This is a genomic window from Flavobacterium petrolei, assembly GCF_003314435.2.
Lineage (GTDB): Bacteria > Bacteroidota > Bacteroidia > Flavobacteriales > Flavobacteriaceae > Flavobacterium > Flavobacterium petrolei.
Genome location: NZ_QNVY02000003.1, coordinates 429267 through 452001, shown reverse-complemented (window position 1 = coordinate 452001; position 22735 = coordinate 429267). Strand labels below are relative to the sequence as shown.

Genomic DNA, 22735 nt, shown 5'->3' with positions numbered 1-22735 from the left:
AAAACTTAAATGAACATTATGAAATTTACTGCACTATTATTGGCTTCAACAGCAGCCTTATTATTATCGAATTGCGGTTCGAATAAATTTGTGGTTTGTGGGCACAGAGGTGCGATGGGACACGAAACCGAAAACACATTGGCATCCATAAAAAAGGGAATGGAATTAAAAGCTGATATGTTAGAAATCGATGTTTTTAAAATTAAAACGGGTGAATTGGTAGTTTTTCATGATGATGATTTGGATCGCATAACGAACGCAAAAGGAAAAATCGAAGAATATACTTTCGAAGAATTGAGAAAAGTTTTGGTTGCCGGGAAACATCAAATCCCAACTTTACAAGAAGTGATTGAGACAATAGATAAAAAAGCAGTTCTTAATATTGAGTTGAAAGGAACTAACACCGCAACGGATACGTATAGAATTATAGAAGAATACAAGAAAAAAGGGTGGAGAAATAAAGATTTTTTTATATCCAGTTTTCGAATAGGGGAATTGCAAAAAATGAGGTCTTTGAGTTCTGAAGTAGCTATTGGTTTGCTTACCTATAAAGATCCTATTGAGACTGTTATTAAAACAGGAAAAGAACTCAAAGCACAGGCAATTAATCCCTATTTTAAAACCTTAACGGCAGAGAATGTTGCGATAATGAAAGCGAATAATTTTAAAATATATCCTTGGACCGTCAATGAACCTGCAGATATTAAAAATTTACAACAACTTAAAGTAAGCGGTATTATTACGGATTATCCGGAAAGAATTGTTAGATGATTTTTTAGAAATATAATTGCTTTGATTTAACGAAGTGGTCTAAAATTAATTTAGATCACTTTTTTGCTTTTAGATAATTAAGAATCGATGCTGATTTTTTAAAATAATATTACCTTTTATTCTGAATGATTTCCGCCAGAAGTTTTTTGGCGCGAAGCAATTTAATTTTCACATTACTCAAAGGTTCGTCAATTTTATTGGCAATTTCCTGGTAACTCATTTCCTGAAAATAACGCAGCTGAATCACTTCCTGATAATGGGGTTTCAATTCTTTGATGAATTGCAGTAACTGAGATAAATTTTGTTCCGTAATCAATTCGTCTTCCGCGGATGGAGTGGTGTCGGCAATATTGTAGGCTTGTTGGTCTTGTTCATCGGTAATTTCGACAAAAAGACTTGATTTCTTTTTTCGTAATAAATCGATGTGTACGTTTTTTGCAATAGCAATAAGCCAAGTATTAAATTGAAATTCCGAGTTATAAGTGGCGATTTTATCAAATGCTTTCGAGAACGTTTCAATGGTAATGTCCTCAGCATTGGTTTCGTTTTCGGTACGTTTCAGCATAAAACCGTACACTTCATTCCAGTAATGATTCAATAGAAAAGTAAAGGCAACCTGATCGCCTTGTTTCGCTTTTTCTATTTGTTTGTTTATTTCCAATGTACCGGTTTTGAGAATGTATTTGTTATAAAGATATTCATTTGTGTAAAGAGCAAGACCAATTCAAGTATAGGATACCAATATACAACATCTTTTTCTTTTAATTTACCTGCTGAAAATCCAACGATGATCCAAGTTATAATATATCGAAGCACTATTAAGCATAGCACTAAAATCCATTGGAATTGAAAAGAAAGGAGTACAATAGGCAATAAAACAAATAACAATTGCGAGCAGTAGAATGCTCCTAACTGCAATTTGTCAAAAGGTTTGTAATAATTTGCCGTAGCAACATGTCTTCTTTTTTGAATCCACCAGTCTTTGAAAGATGTTTTGGGTTTAGAAACCGTAAAACTTTCCGGACTATAAGCAATGGTTGTATTTTTAGCTTTTGCTGCTTGGTTTACAAATAAATCATCATCACCAGATCGAATTTGCATGTGTTCGATGAATCCATTTACATTAAAAAACTCTTCCTTTTTATAGGCTAAATTCCTTCCGACACCCATGTAAGGATGTCCAATTTTTGCCCATGAAAAATATTGAATTGCAGTCAATAAAGTTTCAAAACGAATTATTTTATTCAGAAACGAATTTGGGATTTTTTCATATTTACCATAACCTAAAACTATTGTTTTCTGCATCGTAAATTGAGAACTCATTGCGGTAATCCACTCTTTCGAAGTTGGGTAGCAATCTGCATCAGTAAATAATAAATACTCTTTTTTCGCGGCTTTTATTCCTAATGTCAGAGCATATTTTTTGTTTCCCCAAAAAGCTTCGTTGTTCTCTACTTTTACCAAACGAACATTAGAATATTGTTTTTCAAAACCTTCAAAAATATCCAAAGTAGCGTCACTTGATGCATCATCTATCAGAACAATTTCAAAATCAGGATAGTTTTGTTCTGCAAGCAGAGGAATAAAATTAACAATATTTTCCTCTTCGTTTTTGGCACAAACAATCACCGAAATCGGGATTCTTTTTGGTGTGAATTTTTGCACTTTAGCAAAAGCAAATTTTCCAAAAACACCCAGATAATACAAAATTTGAACCGAAACAATAAAAATAAAAAAGTAAAGAATTAGTATAAGCATCTGAGTTTAATGAGTTTTTAATCCCGAAATTTCGGTAGAGTGCAAAGGTATGAATAGAATTGTGAATTGTTAAATACTATCTGTGAATTTCGCAATAATTTATCGAGGACAGTTCTTCATTTCATTTGCAACAGCAATGGCTTGGAAATCTTCTGTTTTTTCTAACTCAGAAATGATGTTTTGATGGTTTTTTTCATCTCTGTTTTGTGACAATTTTCTCGTGGCTTGGATTTCAGTAATTTCAATTTCAAACGCAACGATACCACGAGTTTGCATCATTGTTTTCTTCGATAAATCTGCTACACGAACCGGGTTTTTAGAATTTTGTTCGTACTTATCAACTAGTTTTTTTAAGGATTCGATGACAGCTTCTCCTTCAATAATTTTGATTTTCCCATACACATGAACGGCAATATAGTTCCAAGTAGGTACATTTTCATGATCGTACCAAGAAGAAGAAATATAGGAATGTGGTCCTGTAAATACTGCTAAAACTTGGTCGTTGTCTATAAAACCATTCCATTGTGGATTTTCTTTAGAAATGTGCCCGTACAAAATTTCGTTGCCTTCTTCATTGGTTTCCAGCTCTAACGGAATATGTGTAGCGCACAATTTTCCGTTGGTTTGATTAATTAGAATACCAAAGCTGTTCTCTTGCAGAAATTTTTTGATTTCTTCTTGATTCTCGTTTTTATAGATTTCTGGTGTGTACATACTTTAATAAGTTAGGTCTTTTAATATTAGAGTAAACATAAAATTAATCAATTTGTTATTCGATAATCTAAGGAGTCAAACACTCTTTTTTTTATTAAATAACATTTACTTCCGCTTCAATACGAATGCCAAACGTTTTAAAGATTGTCTCCTGAATATCCTTAGAAACATTCAAAATTTCTTGACCTGTAGCATTGCCATAATTCACTAAAACTAAAGCTTGATTTTTATGAATTCCGGCATCACCAAAACGTTTTCCTTTGAAACCGGCTTGTTCAATTAGCCACCCTGCAGGGACTTTTACTTCGGTTTCTGAAATATCGAAATATTTCATTTCAGGAAATTGCTGATGAATTTTTTCGAAATCTGATTTCAATAGAATTGGATTTTTAAAAAAACTTCCACTGTTTCCTAGTTCTTTTGGGTCGGGTAATTTACTTTGTCGAATGGTAATTACGGCATTGCTGACGTCCTTTAAAGTTGGATTTGTGATGTTATTTTTGGCTAATTCAGATGAAATATCTCCGTAAGAAGTATTGATTTTATGATTTGTTTTCGTCAATTTAAAGACAACCGAAGTAATGATATATTGGTTTTTTGCTTCGTTTTTAAAAACGCTTTCTCGGTATCCAAAATGACATTCTTCCTTTGTAAAGGTTTTCATTTCCTGACTTTCTATCGTCATTGCTTCGCAGGAAACAAAAGTATCTTTGATTTCGGTGCCATAGGCTCCTATGTTTTGGACCGGCGTGGTTCCCACATTTCCCGGAATGAGCGACATGTTTTCTAAACCACCAAAATTTTGATTGATGGTCCAAAGCACAAATTCATGCCAGCTTTCGCCTGCCTGACTTTCGACCCAAACAAAATTTTCATTTTCTTCAAGGATTTTTTTGCCTTTCAAATCGATATGAATGACAAGCGCATCAATGTTTTTTGTCAAAAGCATGTTGCTGCCTCCACCTAAAATAAATTTTTGCTGCGTTTTATTTTCTTGTAAAATAGTTTTCAAATTCTGCACAGAATGTACGGCGACAAACTGTTTTGCTTTGGCTTCAATGCCAAATGTATTGTATTTTTTTAAAGAGAAATTAGGTAATATTTCCATAAAAGAAAGTGCGTTTTGTGTTGTTGAATCCTGCACCAAAAGTAAGAATTAAAATGTAGTTGTTGGTGATTTTTGACAATCAGACAGAATCTATTAATTCAGAAACAGCTTATTTTACATTTAATCCATCGATTAACTCGTGGTATTTATTGACAATAATTTTCATATTAGTAGTATAATTTGCATTTTTTACAACAAATTTTCTGTTCTCAGAAACTGCTTTTTCTCTATATTCTTTATTTTCAAACGCCCAGATTAATTCTTCGGTAAGCTTTTTATAGTCGTCAACAGGAATTAATTGACCGTTTTTGCGATGCTTGATCCAGCTTTTATTTCCTGCAATATCACTTACTATTGGATAACAGTTTGTAGCCATCGCTTCAAATAAAGATGCCGAAACGCCTTCTGTTATTGGCATACTGATGTAAATGTTAGATTCTTGCAACAGTTTTGGTAAAACGGTGTTTTGAATTCGTCCGGTAAAATTGACTTTATTTTCGATGTTTAATTTTTTTGCTAATTCTTTTAATGCAGCAAGTTGTGTTCCGTCACCAATAATTGTAAGTACGAAATCGATACCTTTTTGGTTTAAAATGGCAAATGATTTTAGAATAATATCATGTCGGTATTCCGTTAGTAAAGAACGCGTTACGATGGCGCAAATTTTTTCTGGATTGGCCGTGTTTTGATTTCCAAAGTGTACTAAATCAATTCCCTTTGGTAGTACTAAAACCTTGCTCATGTCAACTTTTGCCTCCATCATAGAAATAGTCATCACGGGACCCCAAGCATGAATTAAATCGGCTTTTTGAAAAGCATACTTTTGAATGATTTTTTTTAGCGGAAGGGAAATAGATTTCTCAGGCCATAAATCGGTTCTGCCTTGTTGTGCTATTGCTATTGGTTTTACGCCGGATAATGCAGCAAGAAAACCATAACTGGTGGTTCTTTCCGCAATAACCATGTCCGGTTTTTGAACTTTTATTAGTTTCCTGATTTTAAAAATGGCTAATTCAAATTCTAAAACCCTTAAAATTCTGTTTTTAAAACCAGTACTAGGCGTTTTTAATTCCCAAGTAATGATTTCAAAATCACCAAATTCCTTGAGTCCGTTCATCCAAGTGATGGCATCGGCTCTGTAGGATTCGCCAAGAAAAAGTATTTTCCTTTTTTTCATTACAATTACTCCGACGTTAAAGCGCGATTGATGTAATCGTTCAACGGTTTTAGCGCAATTAGTTTTTGGCTCATAACGGCAACAAAATCTTTTTTGGATGCTGCGCTGAAATCAATTTTTTGAGAGGCTTCAAAGCTTTTTAATTTTAATAATTCTATCGCCGGATGTTCTTTATCGTAACCTCGGGGTGGATTTTTTAAAGTGTCTTTTTCATTGCGATCAAAATCTTCAAATTCACTTTTGAAATCTTTTTCAGCAAGAATAGCTTCTAAATCCTCATAAAAAAACGCTATTTCTTTACGCATTTTTTTTAAATCTTCAGACTCTGGACAATACAGTCCGCCGGCTATAAAACTGGCTCCTTTTTCAAGGTGAATGTAATAGCCAGATCGATTAAGCCCTTTGGCACCAGACGAAAGCCAGATTCCTAAGTGTGATTTGTAAGGCGTTTTATCCTTAGAAAACCGAATGTCACGATTGATTCTGAACGTACAATTTTTGACTTCCAGCATTTCCAGCGATGGATCCAGCGGTTTCATGGCGTCCAGTAAATCAGCAACTAATTGTTGGTAATCTTTCTTGAATGCTTCGTATCTTTTTTTGTTTTCCAGAAACCAATCCCTATTATTATTAGCTTTTAAATCATCCAGAAATTGCAATGTGTCTTTTGAAAGCATCTTGAGTTATTGTATTTGTTTTCTTAATTCCTCTTCGCTTATAAAACCGGAATGTTTCCATTGTACTGCTGCATTTTCATAAAGCAATAAAGTAGGGAGCTCATTAATTTTCATTTCGGTCATCAAGGTTTTATTTTTGTCAGCATCAAGACGAATAATAGTTACTTTATCTGCTAATTCTTTCTCCATTTGCAAAAGATACGGTTTCATTTTTTTGCAGGGTGCACACCATTCCGCATAAAAGTCAATCAATACTTTTTTGTCAGAGTTGACTAATTTGTTGTATTCCTGCATGGTCATTCCTGTGATTTTGTTATCCGGTTTAGACAATCCTGCAGCATCCCATTTTAATATTCCGCCTTGCAATTGATAAATATTTGTAAAACCAAGTTCTTCCAGTTTTTCAACGGCACTCTGGCTTCGTCCGCTGCTTTTGCAATACACAAAAACGGGTTTTGTTTTATCCATTTTTTCAGCACCGGCAACAAAATTGTCTCCTAACCAATTTACATTTACAGCCTTGTCAAGATGATCGGCGGAAAATTCTTCTGGTGTTCGGACATCCAGAATTTGTGGATTTGGAGTAGCAGCGATTTTTTCGCTAAAAGCTTTCGCATCGATTGTTTGGCTTTTTTTTGAAGTTTGTCCGTTACAGGAAAAGATCACAAATGATATGATTATGAGGAATATTGGTTGAAATTTCATTGTTTTTTTATTTAAATTTGAATACGCTAAATTAGGTAATTTTTCAATTTTCAGACCTGATAAAGTACTAAATAAAAGTTATAAGTTAAAAATTTTATAGCTCTGATGCGTCGATTTTACAATCACTTCGGTACGTTCCGGATGGGTATCTGAAATGAAAAGCTGTCCAAAAGTATCGCTATTGACCATTTCAATTATTTTCGCCACACGACTTTCGTCTAATTTGTCAAAAATATCATCAAATAATAGAATTGGTTTGACACCGCTTTGTTTTTTTAGAAACTCAAACTGCGCTAGTTTCAAAGCTATCAAATACGATTTTTGTTGGCCTTGCGAGCCAAATTTCTTTATTGGATGTTCATCAATTTCAAAGGCCAAATCGTCTTTGTGAATTCCCACGCTAGTATAGTGCAAAGCACGATCTTTATTGATGTTTTCCTGCAAAAGGGTCAATAAATCTTTTTCAAATAAATGACTTTGATATACGAGTTGAACTGTTTCTTGCGAACCTGTTATAGCTTGATGATGGGTATTGAAAATAGGAATGAATTGTTCTATAAATTCTTTCCTTTTTTCGAAAATATATTGTCCAAAACCGGTCAATTGCTCATTATATATAGACAGCGTGTCAGTTTCGAAAACATGATTTAACGCAAAATATTTCAATAAAGCATTGCGCTGGCTCATCACTTTCTGGTATTGAATGAGTTGCTGCAAATAATGGGAGTCCAGTTGCGAGATTACACTGTCCATGAATTTTCGTCTGGTTTCGCTTCCTTCCACAATCAAATCTCTATCGGCAGGAGAGATAATTACCAAAGGAATAAACCCAATGTGATCTGAGAATTTATCGTACGCTTTGCCATTGCGTTTCAATATTTTTTTCTGGCCTTTTTTAAGACTGCAGACAATTTGTTCCGTTCTTTCGTTTTTTTCAAATTCAGCGTCAATCACAAAAAATTCTTCGCCATGTTTGATATTTTGAACTGCTAATGGATTGAAATAGCTTTTTCCGTACGACAAATGATAAATAGCATCCAGCACATTTGTTTTACCAATTCCGTTTTTGCCTACAAAACAATTTATTTTAGTGTCAAAATCGAAATTGGCTTCGGAGAAATTCTTATAATTGAAAAGTGAAATTTTTTTTAAATACATGGGTAAGGCTTGCTGGTATTGAGAACTTTGCTGTTTTTAAACAGGTTTTTCAAAGTGGGTGCAAATTATTGAAAAATATCGATAAAACCCTCTTTTCTGTTTTTTCTATCAGAATTATTTTGTCTTTCGAAACAAAGAATCTGGTAGGATATTTTTTTTAAATATAAAAGCATATTTTTTGTGTGGGTTTGAATAAAAATTTTATTTTTGCGACTCACTAAATTAAATTTAAATGGCTACTTACAATAAAAGAGGATATAAAGCACCAAAAGAAAAAGAAGTAAAAGAAGAAGGAGTTGAAGCAGTAATCATTGATGAAAAAGACAGTACAACAGCTGAGGTTTTTTCAAAATTAGACGAAACGGCTACAATAACGGAGGATTTTGTTGCTAAAAATCAAAAAGTTATTATTGGATTAGTTGCCGTTGCTGCTTTAGTTACAATTGGTTATTTAGCGTATCAGCGATTTATTGCTGCGCCAAAAGAAGATGAAGCTGCTAATGAAATGTTCGTTGCACAACAAAATTTTCAAAAAGCTACTGATGGAGTTGCAAGTGACTCATTATATAAGTTATCTTTGAATGGTTCAGAAGGGAAATTTGGATTCTTGAAAATAGCTGATGAATATTCTGGTACTGATGCCGGAAATTTAGCAAACTATTATGCTGGAATTGCGTATTTGAACACCGGAAAATATACAGAAGCGATTGATTATTTAAACAAGTTCAAATCAGATGATATTGTTCTAAGTGCTTTGGCAAAAGGAGCAATTGGCGATGCTTATTCTCAAAAAAATCAACCAAAAGAGGCTTTAGAGAATTATGTAAAAGCTGCTACTGCTAATAAAAATGATTTCACTACGCCACGTTTCTTATTGAAAGCAGGAAAAACTGCTCTTGCTTTAGGTAATAAAGCGGATGCATTGAAATATTTTACAGATATTAAAGAAAATTATGAAGCTACTCCAGAAGGTGCTTCAGTTGATGTTTTGATAGGATTGGCACAATAGTAAAAAATGATATAAGATTGGTGATTTAAGATTGTAGAATTTTGTTTTCAAAATGCTATCTTTAATATCTGAAATCAAAATTCTAAAATCAAAATTTTAAAATCAAATGGCTACCGAAAATAAAAATTTATCCGAATACGACAAAAACACGGTTCCCAATGCGAAGAAATTTCGTTTTGGAATTGTAGTTGCAGAGTGGAACGAAACCATCACCGAAGGTCTTTTTGATGGTGCGTTCAAAACACTGTTAGAAAACGAAGTTCCGGCTGGGCAAATTATTCGTTGGAATGTTCCAGGAAGTTTTGAGCTTGTTTATGGTGCTAAAAAGATGTTGCAAACTCAAAATGTTGATGCCGTAATCGTTATCGGTTGCGTCATCCAAGGTCAAACGAAACATTTTGATTTTGTGTGCGAGGGAGTAACGCAAGGAATAAAAGATTTGAATGTTCAAACGGATGTTCCGGTTATATTTTGTGTTCTTACGGACAACACGATGCAGCAATCCATAGATAGAAGTGGAGGAATTCATGGAAACAAAGGAACCGAAGCTGCTATTGCGGCGATAAAAATGGCTTATATACGTCAACAATCATCATTGTCACATCAAATAGATGATCAACATTTATTGTCTGCAGGTGCAATACAATTGGAAGAAGGTGCGCCTTTAGAACTGAAGGAATAAACAATCAAAATACAAGTTATTAAACCTATATTATCTCAAAAATAGTATAGGTTTTTTGTTTTTTTTATGATTAAATAAGCTTCCATTCCGAGCTGAAATTCATTAAATTTGTAGTTCTTGGTTTTATAATAAACTATTGTCACCCTGAGCACAGACGAAGGGCTAATTTTAAATTTGAATTTTTTAATGTCGAGTATAATTCAATTACTTCCTGATCATGTTGCCAATCAAATTGCTGCTGGAGAAGTTGTTCAAAGACCGGCTTCGGTTGTCAAAGAGTTGCTTGAGAACGCAGTAGATGCTAGGGCAACAGATATCAAATTAATTATTAAAGATGCAGGAAAAGCCTTGGTACAAGTAATTGACAATGGTTTAGGAATGAGCGTTACGGATGCACGTTTGTGTTTTGAACGTCATGCTACTTCTAAAATCCGTCAAGCTGAAGATCTATTTTCGTTGCACACAAAAGGGTTTCGTGGTGAAGCATTAGCTTCGATAGCAGCGATTGCGCATGTAGAAATGAAAACCAAGCAAGACCAAGAAGAGTTGGGGACGCATATCATCGTTGAAGGCAGTAAATTTGTCTCGCAAGAGGTAGCTGTTTTGCCAAAAGGAACTTCATTTGCAGTCAAGAATCTATTCTTTAATATTCCAGCGCGACGCAATTTCTTGAAGTCGGATACCGTCGAATACCGTCATGTGATTGATGAGTTTCAGCGTGTGGCTTTGGCTCACTCCAATATTCATTTTACATTTTACCACAACGGCAGTGAAATGTTCAACTTGCCTCCATCAACTTTACGCCAGCGAATTGTAAATATTTTTTCGGGTAAAACCAATGAAAAATTGGTGCCAGTTCAAGAGGAAACAGAGATAGTGACAATTCAAGGATTTGTAAGCAAACCTGAATTTGCCAAAAAAAATCGTGGTGAACAGTTTTTCTTTGTCAATGACCGATTTATAAAAAGTGGTTATTTGCATCATGCTGTTATGGCCGCCTATGACGGAATCTTGAAAGACGGTGCTCAGCCCAGTTATTTTTTATATTTAACGGTGCCGCCAAATACCATTGATATCAACATTCATCCCACTAAAACGGAAATTAAGTTCGATGACGAGCATGCATTGTATGCTATTTTGAGAGCTTCTATAAAACATAGTTTGGGTCAGTTTAATGTAGCGCCAGTGTTGGATTTTGATCGCGATTCTAATTTAGATACGCCGTATCATTACAAAGATTTAACCGGTGAAACGCCTACAATTCAGGTTGATGGAAGCTTCAATCCGTTTTCCGAAGAAAAACCTAGCAAGCAATTTTCCAGTTACAGAAAACCGGAACCAACTGCTAATTGGGAAAGTCTTTATGTTGGTTTAAAACAAGATACGGATGAAATAGGACAGATGACATTTGAGAATGAAGAAGTAACTTCGTCTTTGTTTAATGATGAAGAAGTTGAGCATTCTGTTCATAAAACGTATCAAATTCATAAGAAATACATTGTTTCTTCCATAAAATCAGGAATGGTAATTGTGGATCAGCAACGGGCGCATCAACGTGTTTTGTATGAACAGTTTTTGGTTAATATGACTGTTCATCAAGCTTCAAGTCAGCAATTGTTATTTCCTTTGAACTTGTTTTATTCATCAAGCGAAATGGAACTTATTGCTGAATTGCAATTTTCATTACGAAACACAGGGTTTATTTTTGAAGAAAATAATACGGATCATATTGTTATTTCAGGAATACCAGTTAACGTAACGGAGAGCGAAGTTTCACTGGTTTTAGAACAATTATTAAGCGATTTGCAGGACGGAATTCCGGAAAGCAGTTTCAGTCAGAACGATACAATTGCCAAATCAATGGCCAAAAGTTTAGCCGTGAAAACTGGAACACACCTCACAGAAAAAGAACAGGAAAACTTGGTCAACGGGCTTTTTGCCTGTAAAGACCCCAATGTTTCTCCATTTCATAAACCCACTTTCATCACCATGCGTGTGGAAGATTTAGATAAAAAATTTGCAATATGAGAAACGTAACTGAAACTGTAAAACAATTAATTATTATTAACGTATTGTTTTTTGTAGGAACTTTAATAATTGGCGATGCGGCCTACAAAATATTGGCGTTGTATTTTCCTGAAAATCCTAGTTTCCAGTTGTGGCAACCGGTGACGCATATGTTCATGCATGGAGGTTTTATGCATATATTCTTCAATATGTTTGCTTTGTATTCTTTTGGATCTGCTTTAGAACAAATTTGGGGAAGCAAAAAGTTTTTGTTTTTCTATATTTCCTGTGGGTTAGGCGCTGCATTGTTGCACACAGGTGTAAATTATTACTACTTTCAAGAAAGTTTGAACACACTTATTGCAAATGGCTTTCCTAAACAAGAGGTTTTACAGCTATTGAATGAAGGGAAAATAAATACAAGATGGCAGGAAATCTTATCCGTTTCTGATTTTCAAAATTTCACTAGTGCTTATATGGGAACGGCTGTTGGTGCATCGGGAGCAATTTATGGAACAATCGTAGCCTTTGCGTTTATGTTTCCTAATGCTGAACTGGCTTTGATGTTTATTCCGGTGCCAATAAAAGCAAAATATTTTGTTCCGGGTTTAGTCTTGGTCGATTTGTATTTAGGTATTTCCGGAAAATCAATTTTTGGAGGCGGCGGAATTGCTCATTTTGCTCACGTTGGTGGTGCTTTGTTTGGTTTTATTATTATGTGGTACTGGAAGAAAAATCAGTTTAATAAAAACCGTTGGAATTAAAATTGTAATTTCATTTAAATAGTACGAATTCACTATCAGTTTTTAAATCCCAATTACATTATGAATATTATTGACGACCTGAAATTACAATATAAGATGGGAGGAATAGTGACTCAGCTAATCTTTTGGAATGCTGCTTTGTTTGTTTTTCCGTGGTTATTTTTTGCGCTTTTATCTTTGTTGGGTGTCAATATTGATTATCTTCATTATGTGAGTTTATCCTCTGATGCGGCGCTGTTACTCTGGAAACCATGGTCGTTGCTTTCGTATGCTTTTTTTCACAGCGGCATCATGCACATCGTTTTTAATATGATTGTTTTAAACTTTTCAGGCAGATTATTTATGACTTTTTTCACATCGAAGCAATTAGTAGGGCTGTATATGTTGAGTGCTATTTTTGCTGGAATATGTTATATTTTGGTTTTTTATATTTTAAATATTAATGCGCCAATTGTAGGGGCTTCTGCGGCAATTATGGCGATTTTAGTCGCTACTACAACTTATTATCCTTTGATGGACCTTCGTTTATTGATTATCGGAAATGTCAAGTTGTGGCATGTAACTGCCGTAATTATTATTATTGATTTAATGCAGCTGCGTTCCGAAAACATGGGCGGACACATTTCTCATCTTTCAGGTGCTTTTTTTGGTTTTATTTTTATTAAATTGCTACAAAATGGAACGGATTTAAGTGTTGGTGTTTCTCGTGTAATTACTTTTTTTTCCAATTTGTTCAAGAAAAATACTTCGACACCTTTCAAAAAAGTGCACAAAAATTATAGCAAGCCAGTAGAGAAAACCGTTTCGAAAATAGTTACAAAAGATAAATCACAACAACAAATTGATGAAATTTTAGATAAAATTAGTCAGTCTGGTTACGATAGTTTGACAAAAGAAGAAAAGGAATTTTTGTTCAAAGTGGGAAAATAATTTTCAAATCGGTTGTCAGCTATTTGTACTAATAAAAAATTGAGAAAATGAAAAATTTGTCATGGTTTAATAAAGGGATGTTTTTTTTGAATATTATTTTAACTCTTGTCACTTTCATTGCTTATGTTTTGCCTTTTTTGGCACCAAAATCATTTCCGCTTTTGTCTGTTTTGACACTTTTTATGCCACTTTTTTTTGTTTTCAATGCGCTGTTTTTTATTTATTGGGCATTTCAGTTCAAAAAACAATTGATTGTATCGGGTTTGGTTTTGTTGATAGGAATCACTTTTATAAATAAGTTTTACAAGTTTTCTTCTCCTAAATTTTCTAAAGAAGAAAAAGATTTTACTGTCATGAGTTATAATGTTCGGTTGTTGAATGTATTCAAGTGGATTGACAGAGATGATGTTCCTTCGGATATTTTAGCCTTCATCAATGACAAAAATCCGGATATTTTATGCATGCAAGAGTATTCTCCTTCTGCCGATATTGATTTGAAAGTGTATCCGCATCGGTATATTTTTACTGATGGAAACCAAATCAAAACCGGTCAGGCCATTTTTTCTAAATTTCCAATTATCGATCAGGGAAATATAATTTTTCCTAATTCCAGTAATAACGTGGTCTTTGCAGATATCAAAAAAGGGAAAGATATCATCAGAGTTTATAATATGCATTTGCAGTCTATCAAGATTTCTCCTGATGTGAACGAGATAGATGAGAATATTGATGCTATCAATCAACAAAAATCTCAGATGCTTTTTATCAGAATAAGTAAGGCGTTCAAGCAGCAACAGCAACAAGCAGAGTTGTTCAAAGAACACAAAATGAAATGCATTTACCCAACTATTATTTGCGGAGACATGAATAATAGTGCTTTTTCTTATGTCTATAGAAGTATAAAAGGTAAGATGAAAGATAGTTTCGAAGAAGCGGGAACTGGTTTTGGAGAAACTTATAAGTTCAGGTATTATCCAGCGCGTATAGATTACATTTTTGCCGATGAAAAAATGAAGGTGAAGAGTTTTGAGCATTTTCCAAGTTTTGTAAACTCAGATCATTTTCCTATAATGGCAAGATTATCGTTAGAGTAAGAACCGACTTTAAAAAAACTATTTGATAATTAGTTTTTGGTTTTTTAAATATTCAGCAGCATATTTCCCCTCATTGAAAAGTAAATCCAATACACTAAGGTTGTTGATAAATCCATATTTGTCATCAAAAACTTGTGTGTAATTTTCAAATGTCGAAAGGTCTTTTTTTCCGTTTACCAAAGCTCTGAAATTTGTAATTACAGCTGTGTCTGCATCATGAAAATATTCAGTTGTAGTTTTAAAGGTAATTTTCATGCGAAGGCATTTGGACAAAATAGCCAACGCTTCAAAATTTAGATCCAACAAAAAGTCATATTTTTTTTCAAAAAGAGGTCGGATATCATCTTCAAAAAATTCGAAAAAAGGCGAATTTCTATAAGCTGCTTCTAATGATTTGAAATGTTGTTTTTGCCAGTCAAAATCACTTTCTATTCTAATATCTTTCGTTTTTTGATGGCTTTCTTTCGAATGTTTTACAGGAATATTCAATAACTGAATTCCGTTTGGACTGTATATATATGTACGATTGCGGTTCGTCTGTTTCTGGAAATTATCTTCTATTTCAAATGTAATATTTTCTGATTGAGCCATAGCCACAAAATGGCTGATTGATGGGAAATAGGTGGGATGGAGGAGAATTTCCATATGATAATTTGTTATTTTAAAGTTTAAAGTTCAAGGCAGTCGTCTGACTTTAAACCTTAAACTTTAAACTTTTTTTATTTAAACTTTTTTTATTTAAACTTTTTTTATTTAAACTTTACTCGCTTTTCTTTTTTTCCAAAAATATTCTCCTACAAAGAAAAGTACTAATCCAAGAAGGAATAATTTAAAATAAGACTGAGGTTGACCTTCACCATTAACGGTTGTGAAAACTCTGTTCCAACGAATTTTGTTTATTCCTTTGCCGTTTGGATCGATACTCAACCAGATAAAAATAGGTTTTCCTACGATATGATTTTCAGGAACAAATCCCCAATAGCGACTGTCTTCTGAGTTGTGACGGTTGTCACCCATCATAAAGTAATAATTTTGCTTGAATGTATAAGTAGTAGCAATTTCGCCGTTTATTCTAATTTCGGAACCGTTTGCTTTTAAATCATTATTCTCATAATCGGTAATAATGGCTTTATAAAAAGGCAAGGTTTCGGTAGTTAATGCAACTGTTTTTCCATTTTCCGGAATGTAAACGGGACCGTAATTATCACGATTCCATTTGTTGATATGTGGGAAAACACCATTGTCATTTTCTCGGGAAATTTGTCTGATGACAGCCGTAATTCCGGGTGTGTTTTTTAATCGTTCCGCTCCGACTTCTGTTAAGGCGCTCATGAAAAGTGTATCTCTTTTTGTCTGATCCATAAAACCAGCAGGATCCGTCACGTCTAAATCTTTAAATAAAGATTCAAAATCGATTGGTGTTTTTCCATCCAAAGCCACTTTATAAGAGAATTGTGGTTTCGCTCGTTCAGGTAATTGCAATATTTTACCATCAATGTATACGATACCATCTTTTAAGGATAAATTATCACCCGGAATTCCCACACATCTTTTTACATAGTTTGATTTCTTGTCAACGGGTTTGTAAGCACGTCTTTTTGAAGTGTCAAAAAATCTATAAACAGTATCGACCGGCCAGTTAAAAACGACGATATCTGTACGGTCAATATTTTGAATTCCAGGCATTCTCATGTAAGGCAATTGAGGCCAAGTCAGGTATGATTTACTTTTTGTCAAAGGAATAGAATCGTGAACCATTGGCAAAGCTACAGTTGTCATGGGAACTCTTGCGCCATAATTCATTTTGCTTACAAATAAAAAGTCACCTACTAATAATGATTTTTCCAATGATGAAGTTGGAATCGTGTATGGTTGAATAAAATAAGTGTGCACGATTGTAGCTACAACAATAGCAAAAAGTAAAGAACTAACGGTGTCAGCAGCTTTGTTTTGCGGATTTAAACTTCTATCCGAAATGTAATTTAATTTTTGTGTGTAATTGATATAATACAGGTACAATCCCAAGGTTATTAATACCAAAAAAGTATCTAATCCGGATCTTTTTCCAAAGCTTCTTAGCGTTTCTACCCAAACAACCGGAAAAATGATCAAATTGATAATTGGCATAAATAGCAAGATAGTCCACCAACTAGGACGGCCTATGATTTTCATTAAAACAATTGCATTGTAAACGGGTACTGCAGCTTCCCATTTTTTTCTTCCGGCAGCTTCATATAATTTCCAGGTTCCTAAAAAGTGAACTATTTGTACAAGCAGAAAAAATACAAACCATTGATATACTGACATAGTTTTTTATTTAAAGTTTAAAGTTTAAAGTTTAAGGTTGTTTCGTTAGCAATTTTCTTAAACAGGCGAATAATTTTATTTTAATTCTAAAACATCTTTCATGGTGAAAATACCTTGTTTTCCCACAATCCATTCTGCTGCTATTACAGCACCAAGTGCAAATCCTTCGCGATTGTGTGCGGTATGTTTAATTTCGATTGCGTCTACGGAGGAATTATATGTTACAGTGTGTGTTCCCGGAATTGTACCAATTCGCTTTGCTTCGATATGAATTTGCTTCGCCAGTTCGCTATCGCTCGTTTGGTCAGCTTCAGGTTTTTCTAAGGTCCAATTGTTATACGAGCTATTTTCAATGATACCTTTTGCCAGAGAAATTGCTGTACCGCTTGGTGCATCCAGTTTCTGTGTGTGATGGATTTCTTCCATTGAAACGTTATAACTATCGAATTTTGACATGATTTTAGCCAAATATTCGTTTACTTCAAAAAATATATTAACACCTAAACTAAAGTTAGAACTCGAGATAAATGCTCCCTTTTTTTCATGGCAAAGTGCTGCTACTTCATCATAATTCTCCAGCCATCCTGTTGTTCCGGAAATTACGGGAACGTTCGCTTGGAAACAATTTGAAATATTACTGACAGCTGCTGTTGGAACACTAAAATCAATTGCCACATCAGCATTTGAAAGGCCATCAAAAGTGTTGTTTTCATCTTTTTTCAAAACGATTTCATGGCCTCTTTCCAGTGCAATTCTTTCAATTACCTGGCCCATTTTTCCGTATCCTAAAAGTGCAATTTTCATTTGTTTATTTTTTAAATTTTGAATAATTTAATAGTCCTGCAGCTAATAGTGCTAATAAAACTCCGGCAATAAATCCGGAAAAGAAGGGATTCATTCGGATGGGATCGAATGTCTTATTTTCAGAATAATTTATTAAAGTGATTATTAATAAAAGTGTAGTTCCTATAAAAAAATATTTCTTCCCGATTTTATTAAGTAATGACATGACGAGTTGTTCTTGTTGTTTAATTCCGTTTTTAAACTAATTATGGGGTTCTAAAAACTGTAATTAAAAGTTAGTCCTACATTTGTCTTTAATGTTACATCATTAGGATAAAGAACGGGTCTTACCGACAAGTTTTCATCAACATTAAATTGGATTAAAGCGGCATCAACATTAGCATCAATAATATTTAGCGCATAAAAAGCCAGCGTAACCAAAGCAGATAAATCGCGGTTACGTTGGTAAAATTTCTGTCCGGCAATTAATCGATTGTTGTCCAGAAAAGCTAAATCGTCTGTAACATAACCTTCTAGTCTGCTTTTGTAAGCGTCTCTGTATTGATGGTATTTTTTATTATTGTCAACATAAAAATAAATACTCGTTCCCAAAGCTCCGTATACAAGTGGTATTTTCCAGTATTTTTTATTGTAGGCTTGGCCCAAACCCGGTAAAACAGCTGAAAAAAAAGCCGCTTTTGCAGGAGTCAACGGATCAATGTCATTTGATTTTAAAGTGTCTTTGGCAACCAACACCGCTTCTGTTTTCGTTTGTGAAAAAACAGCAGTGTTTCCTACAAGAAAAAGGAATAGAGCGATGATAATGATTTTATTCACTATTCGTTTATTAGTTTAATAATTCTGTTGAAGTCTTCTTCAGAATGAAATGGAATTGTGATTTTTCCTTTACCGTTTCCTGCTACTTTTACTTCTACTTTGGTACCAAAATAATTTGTAAAAGTACTTTTTTGAGCTTCAGCGATTTCAAATGAGGCTGTTTTTGGATTCCCGGCAGGTTTAGGTTTTAAACTTTCCTGATATTTTTTTACCAAAGCTTCGGTATCACGAACCGACAGATTTTGGCTGACAATTTTTTGGTAAATATCAGTTTGAATGTCTTGATCTTCGATGTTGATGATTGCACGACCATGACCCATGCTGATGAAACCATCACGAATTCCAGTTTGGATTATCGGATCTAGTTTCAAAAGTCTTAAATAATTAGCAATCGTAGAGCGTTTCTTACCCACGCGATCGCTCATTTGTTCCTGAGTTAGCTGAATTTCGTCAATCAATCGTTGGTACGAAAGCGCAATTTCAATAGGATCTAAATCATGACGCTGGATGTTTTCAACCAAGGCCATAACCAGTGATTCATTGTCGTTTGCGATACGAATGTAAGCAGGAACAGTTGTCAATCCTACAAGAGTCGACGCACGAAGACGACGTTCCCCTGAAATCAATTGGTACTTATTGAAGTCCAGTTTACGAACGGTAATGGGTTGAATCACGCCTAATTCTTTGATAGAAGTAGCTAATTCTCGTAATGATTCCTCATTGAAATTACTTCTCGGCTGAAACGGATTTATTTCAATCGCCTCAATTTCTAACTCAATAATATTTCCTACAACTTTATCTGCATTTTTATCATTGACTGATTTGATGTCGTTTTCCGGATCTTTTAATAATGCCGATAATCCTCTTCCTAAGGCTTGTTTTTTTATTGCTTGTGCCATAACTAGTTTAGCTATTTTTCTTTATAATTTCTTGAGCAAGATGTAGATAATTGATAGCGCCTTTACTTGTTGCGTCATAGTTTATTATGCTTTCGCCAAAACTAGGTGCTTCACTTAATTTTACATTTCTCTGAATAATAGTATCAAAAACCATGTCGTTAAAATGTTTCTGAACTTCTTCAACCACTTGATTTGATAAACGCAAACGGGAGTCAAACATGGTTAATAATAATCCTTCAATGTCTAAATCCGGATTATGAATTTTTTGGATACTTTTTATGGTATTCAATAATTTTCCTAAACCTTCCAGTGCAAAATATTCGCATTGAATAGGAATAATCACTGAATCGGAAGCAGTTAAAGCATTTAGCGTAAGTAAACCCAAAGATGGTGCACAATCAATAATGATGTAATCGTAGTCATCTTTGATACTTTCCAATGCTTTTTTAAGCATATATTCCCTGTTTTCTTTGTCGACTAATTCGATTTCAATAGCAACAAGATCAATATGCGATGGAATAACATCAACATTTGGTGCAGAACATTTTATGATGGCCTCTTGTGGCGTATGACTATGCTCAAGGATTTGGTAGGTTCCTATTTCGACAGATTCAACGTCAATTCCTAAGCCTGATGACGCATTTGCTTGTGGATCAGCATCTATAAGTAATACTTTCTTTTCTAAAACTCCTAATGAAGCAGCAAGATTAACTGATGTTGTAGTCTTTCCAACTCCTCCTTTTTGATTAGCAATCGCGATGATTTTGCCCATTTATTTTTCTAAATTTTGAACCGTAAAAATACAATTATTTATGGTTTTTGAAAATCTATTTTGTTAACATTCGTTAAAGCTTGATTCCTTGCCTTTTGACAGATTCTTATTTTAGAGCGTTTTAGATTTTATGAAGCAATTTTAGCTGTGTGTTATGATCCCGCTAGTTTGCTCATTAGCTATAGTTTATCTTTTAAGGCTATTCAAAAGAAACTAGTTATTTTAGCTCAGATTATTACAGAGAAATGGGAGGAATTCTGCGTAGCTTTTCACTTTTATCCAGGTCATAGGAAATGATTTTTATGCAATCATTTTATTACACAAATAAATTTATTTCTTATTTCTTAAATAGTTTTGCATAAGCCGAAAATAGTTCTATATTTGCACCCGCTTTCGGGGTGTAGCGTAGCTCGGTTATCGCGCCTGCTTTGGGAGCAGGAGGCCGCAGGTTCGAATCCTGCCACCCCGACAAATTGATCCTTTCTGTTCTCACAGAAGGGATTTTTTTATTCCAGAATAATTAAAACTGATACTTCTTGTTCAGTATTACAGCAATAATATCCTATTTTTGCACTGTTAAATTCAAAAGAAACACCAATATGTCAGCTACAATCGAAAAAATTAAATGTCTTATTATAGGTTCTGGTCCAGCAGGTTATACTGCCGCAATTTATGCTGCCAGAGCAAACATGAATCCTGTTTTGTACCAAGGAATGCAGCCTGGTGGACAGCTAACAACAACAAATGAAGTAGAAAACTGGCCTGGAAACCCTGAAGGAATTACAGGTCCAGAAATGATGGTTGGGTTACAAGCACAAGCGCAACGTTTTGGTACTGATGTGCGCGATGGTTGGGCTACAAGAGTGGATTTCTCAGGCGATATTCATAAAGTTTGGATTAATGATACGATAGAATTGCATTGTGAAACAGTGATTATTTCTACAGGAGCATCGGCTAAATATTTAGGGATGCCATCTGAACAACACTATTTGAAAATGGGTGGCGGAGTTTCGGCATGTGCTGTCTGTGACGGTTTTTTCTATAGAAATCAAGAAGTAGTAATAGTGGGAGCGGGGGATTCAGCTTGTGAAGAGGCACACTATTTGTCTAAACTTTGTAAAAAAGTAACGATGTTAGTGCGCAGCGAAAAATTCAGAGCTTCTAAAATCATGGAAGAGCGCGTTCGTAAAACGGAGAACATTACTATACTAATGAATCACGATACTGTTGAAGTACTAGGAGATGAGCAAGTAGTTACTGGTGTTAAGGCTTTAAATAAAACAACTAACGAGGTTTTTGATATTCCTGCAACCGGTTTCTTCGTAGCGATTGGTCACAAACCAAATACTGATATTTTCAAGGATTTTATCACATTAGATGAAACCGGATATATTATCAATACTCCAGGAACTTCAAAAACAAATGTTGAAGGCGTTTTTGTAGCGGGTGATGCTGCGGATCATGTATATCGTCAAGCGATTACTGCAGCTGGAACAGGATGTATGGCGGCTCTTGATGCTGAAAGATATTTAGCTTCTAAAGAATAATAATAGCTGGAAAAATTAATATTTAAAAAGTCCCATTTGCCATAGCAAGTGGGACTTTTTGTTGTTAGAATATATAACATCAATCTAGTTTTTCTCCTTCTCCTTTGGAAAAGGTTGGAGAAAGATTATTTCAACTTTTTAATCAATTTTGCTTCATCAGCAAATTTTCGTATTTCAATTTTTGGGGAACCCACCAATTGGATTTCGGATTTATTAGCAGCATCAATAATCACGGATGTTTCCGTAAATAAACTGCAGCTAGAATAACTTTCAGTAGTGATATCCGCATTTTTTGTGGTAAACTTGTTTCCGGTAAATGAGGCGTTATTGTCCAATCGTATCATCGAATTTATAGCACTTCCTTCTACTGTAGCATCTGCTTTTTGGTACATATCTACTTTCAAATCAGTAGCGTTAACTAAGGCTTTCAAAGATGAATTTTTGCTTAATTCAATGGTCGCATTTTCGGATTTTAAATTGAGTTCTGTTTTTGATTTATCGTCTGCCTGAAGTAAGAAATCTTTGGTGTTTACATTCAAAAATAAATTGGAAGCATCATGAGCTTTTAGTGTAATGGTGTTCAGTAAAAGTTCTTGTATTGCATTAACGGTCGATTCATCTTTTGAGGTAATGAGATTCAAATCTTTGGTATACGTAACTCTGACAATGATTTTTTTATAATTGATGGCTTGCTTTGTAGTATAAACGCGCAAGGTATTATCACTTAAATCCAAAGAAATAATATCATGGAGGTTGTCATCGGCCTCTATTTTTAGTTCCGTTTTTTCGCCTCTTTCTAAATATACTTCGAGATTGTCTTCAACTGTGAGTGATTCAAAATTTCCTACTTCCCGTTGCTCAATCGTGACCGTTTTTGAACCTTTGATCTTTTCCTTTTTCTGTGCCAATGTCAATGTGGTTGATAAAAGGAGCAGGAGTATAAGTGTGTATTTTTTCATGTTAAGTTGGTTTGAGTCTACACAAATATAAAAAAAAATCATCCACTTGTGATGGATGATTTCTATTATATTTACTT

The 22735-nt window shown here is 34.3% G+C and carries 23 protein-coding genes and 1 tRNA gene; 9 read left to right on the top strand and 15 right to left on the bottom strand.

Annotated elements, in window-relative coordinates; all coding sequences use genetic code 11:
• The first annotated feature begins 18 nt into the window (after positions 1-18).
• Positions 19-771, top strand: a complete 753-nt coding sequence (locus tag DR871_RS11505) for a glycerophosphodiester phosphodiesterase (RefSeq protein WP_113666416.1) — start codon at positions 19-21, stop codon at positions 769-771.
• A 109-nt stretch (positions 772-880) separates the two neighbouring features.
• Here the strand turns inward: DR871_RS11505 and DR871_RS11500 are convergent, their stop codons facing one another.
• From DR871_RS11500 to recF, 8 genes are all read right to left on the bottom strand, one after another.
• Positions 881-1432: an RNA polymerase sigma factor gene (locus tag DR871_RS11500; protein WP_113666415.1), complete on the bottom strand. Its 552-nt coding sequence runs from the start codon at positions 1430-1432 to the stop codon at positions 881-883.
• Entirely contained in the window at positions 1423-2529 is a 1107-nt protein-coding gene (locus DR871_RS11495) for a glycosyltransferase (protein ID WP_113666414.1), read from the bottom strand. Before DR871_RS11495 ends, DR871_RS11500 begins: the two co-directional genes overlap by 10 nt.
• Positions 2530-2628: 99 nt before the next feature.
• Positions 2629-3243 carry an FMN-binding negative transcriptional regulator gene (locus tag DR871_RS11490; protein ID WP_113666413.1) on the bottom strand — a complete coding sequence of 205 codons (615 nt, stop codon included), beginning with the start codon at positions 3241-3243 and terminating at the stop codon, positions 2629-2631.
• A 94-nt stretch (positions 3244-3337) separates the two neighbouring features.
• Positions 3338-4351 carry a UDP-N-acetylmuramate dehydrogenase gene (gene murB, locus DR871_RS11485; protein ID WP_113666500.1) on the bottom strand — a complete coding sequence of 338 codons (1014 nt, stop codon included), beginning with the start codon at positions 4349-4351 and terminating at the stop codon, positions 3338-3340.
• 109 nt (positions 4352-4460) lie between these two features.
• Positions 4461-5528, bottom strand: a complete 1068-nt coding sequence (locus DR871_RS11480; protein ID WP_113666412.1) for a glycosyltransferase — start codon at positions 5526-5528, stop codon at positions 4461-4463.
• Between the two features lie 5 nt (positions 5529-5533).
• Complete coding sequence (locus DR871_RS11475; RefSeq protein ID WP_113666411.1) at positions 5534-6205, bottom strand: DUF2461 domain-containing protein; 672 nt, start codon at positions 6203-6205, stop codon at positions 5534-5536.
• 6 nt (positions 6206-6211) lie between these two features.
• Positions 6212-6910, bottom strand: a complete 699-nt coding sequence (locus DR871_RS11470) for a thioredoxin domain-containing protein (protein ID WP_113666410.1) — start codon at positions 6908-6910, stop codon at positions 6212-6214.
• 78 nt (positions 6911-6988) lie between these two features.
• On the bottom strand, positions 6989-8068 hold the full coding sequence (gene recF / locus DR871_RS11465) for a DNA replication/repair protein RecF (RefSeq protein WP_113666409.1): 1080 nt from the start codon (positions 8066-8068) through the stop codon (positions 6989-6991).
• A gap of 232 nt (positions 8069-8300) precedes the next feature.
• Here recF and DR871_RS11460 point away from each other — a divergent pair, with 232 nt between their 5' ends.
• From DR871_RS11460 to DR871_RS11435, 6 genes are all read left to right on the top strand, one after another.
• Positions 8301-9077, top strand: coding sequence for a tetratricopeptide repeat protein (locus DR871_RS11460; RefSeq protein ID WP_113666407.1), 777 nt, complete (start codon positions 8301-8303; stop codon positions 9075-9077).
• A 106-nt stretch (positions 9078-9183) separates the two neighbouring features.
• Positions 9184-9759 (top strand): 6,7-dimethyl-8-ribityllumazine synthase, encoded by a 576-nt coding sequence (gene ribH / locus DR871_RS11455; protein WP_113666406.1) that lies wholly within the window; start codon positions 9184-9186, stop codon positions 9757-9759.
• Positions 9760-9945: 186 nt separating this feature from the next.
• Positions 9946-11787, top strand: a complete 1842-nt coding sequence (mutL, locus tag DR871_RS11450; RefSeq protein WP_113666405.1) for a DNA mismatch repair endonuclease MutL — start codon at positions 9946-9948, stop codon at positions 11785-11787.
• The gene (locus DR871_RS11445) at positions 11784-12530 is read left to right on the top strand and encodes a rhomboid family intramembrane serine protease (protein WP_113666404.1); all 747 of its coding nucleotides are present in this window, start codon (positions 11784-11786) and stop codon (positions 12528-12530) included. Before mutL ends, DR871_RS11445 begins: the two co-directional genes overlap by 4 nt.
• Positions 12531-12590: 60 nt before the next feature.
• Complete coding sequence (locus DR871_RS11440; protein ID WP_113666403.1) at positions 12591-13460, top strand: rhomboid family intramembrane serine protease; 870 nt, start codon at positions 12591-12593, stop codon at positions 13458-13460.
• Positions 13461-13507: 47 nt separating this feature from the next.
• The gene (locus DR871_RS11435; RefSeq protein ID WP_113666402.1) at positions 13508-14554 is read left to right on the top strand and encodes an endonuclease/exonuclease/phosphatase family protein; all 1047 of its coding nucleotides are present in this window, start codon (positions 13508-13510) and stop codon (positions 14552-14554) included.
• 18 nt (positions 14555-14572) lie between these two features.
• Here the strand turns inward: DR871_RS11435 and DR871_RS11430 are convergent, their stop codons facing one another.
• From DR871_RS11430 to DR871_RS11405, 6 genes are all read right to left on the bottom strand, one after another.
• Positions 14573-15199, bottom strand: coding sequence for a WbqC family protein (locus tag DR871_RS11430; protein WP_113666401.1), 627 nt, complete (start codon positions 15197-15199; stop codon positions 14573-14575).
• A 108-nt stretch (positions 15200-15307) separates the two neighbouring features.
• Complete coding sequence (lepB, locus tag DR871_RS11425; protein ID WP_113666400.1) at positions 15308-16861, bottom strand: signal peptidase I; 1554 nt, start codon at positions 16859-16861, stop codon at positions 15308-15310.
• 75 nt (positions 16862-16936) lie between these two features.
• The gene (gene dapB / locus DR871_RS11420) at positions 16937-17665 is read right to left on the bottom strand and encodes a 4-hydroxy-tetrahydrodipicolinate reductase (RefSeq protein ID WP_113666399.1); all 729 of its coding nucleotides are present in this window, start codon (positions 17663-17665) and stop codon (positions 16937-16939) included.
• A gap of 255 nt (positions 17666-17920) precedes the next feature.
• Positions 17921-18481, bottom strand: coding sequence for a DUF5683 domain-containing protein (locus DR871_RS11415; RefSeq protein WP_113666397.1), 561 nt, complete (start codon positions 18479-18481; stop codon positions 17921-17923).
• Entirely contained in the window at positions 18481-19380 is a 900-nt protein-coding gene (locus DR871_RS11410; RefSeq protein WP_113666396.1) for a ParB/RepB/Spo0J family partition protein, read from the bottom strand. Before DR871_RS11410 ends, DR871_RS11415 begins: the two co-directional genes overlap by 1 nt.
• Before the next feature lie 7 nt (positions 19381-19387).
• Positions 19388-20152 carry a ParA family protein gene (locus DR871_RS11405; protein ID WP_113666395.1) on the bottom strand — a complete coding sequence of 255 codons (765 nt, stop codon included), beginning with the start codon at positions 20150-20152 and terminating at the stop codon, positions 19388-19390.
• Between the two features lie 394 nt (positions 20153-20546).
• Between DR871_RS11405 and DR871_RS11400 the strand changes: the two genes are divergently transcribed.
• Together DR871_RS11400 and trxB are read left to right on the top strand one after the other, a co-directional pair.
• Positions 20547-20621, top strand: a tRNA-Pro gene (locus tag DR871_RS11400).
• Between the two features lie 130 nt (positions 20622-20751).
• On the top strand, positions 20752-21699 hold the full coding sequence (gene trxB / locus DR871_RS11395) for a thioredoxin-disulfide reductase (protein WP_113666394.1): 948 nt from the start codon (positions 20752-20754) through the stop codon (positions 21697-21699).
• A 125-nt stretch (positions 21700-21824) separates the two neighbouring features.
• Here trxB and DR871_RS11390 read toward each other — a convergent pair whose 3' ends face one another.
• Positions 21825-22658: a GIN domain-containing protein gene (locus DR871_RS11390; protein WP_113666393.1), complete on the bottom strand. Its 834-nt coding sequence runs from the start codon at positions 22656-22658 to the stop codon at positions 21825-21827.
• Positions 22659-22735 lie beyond the last annotated feature (77 nt).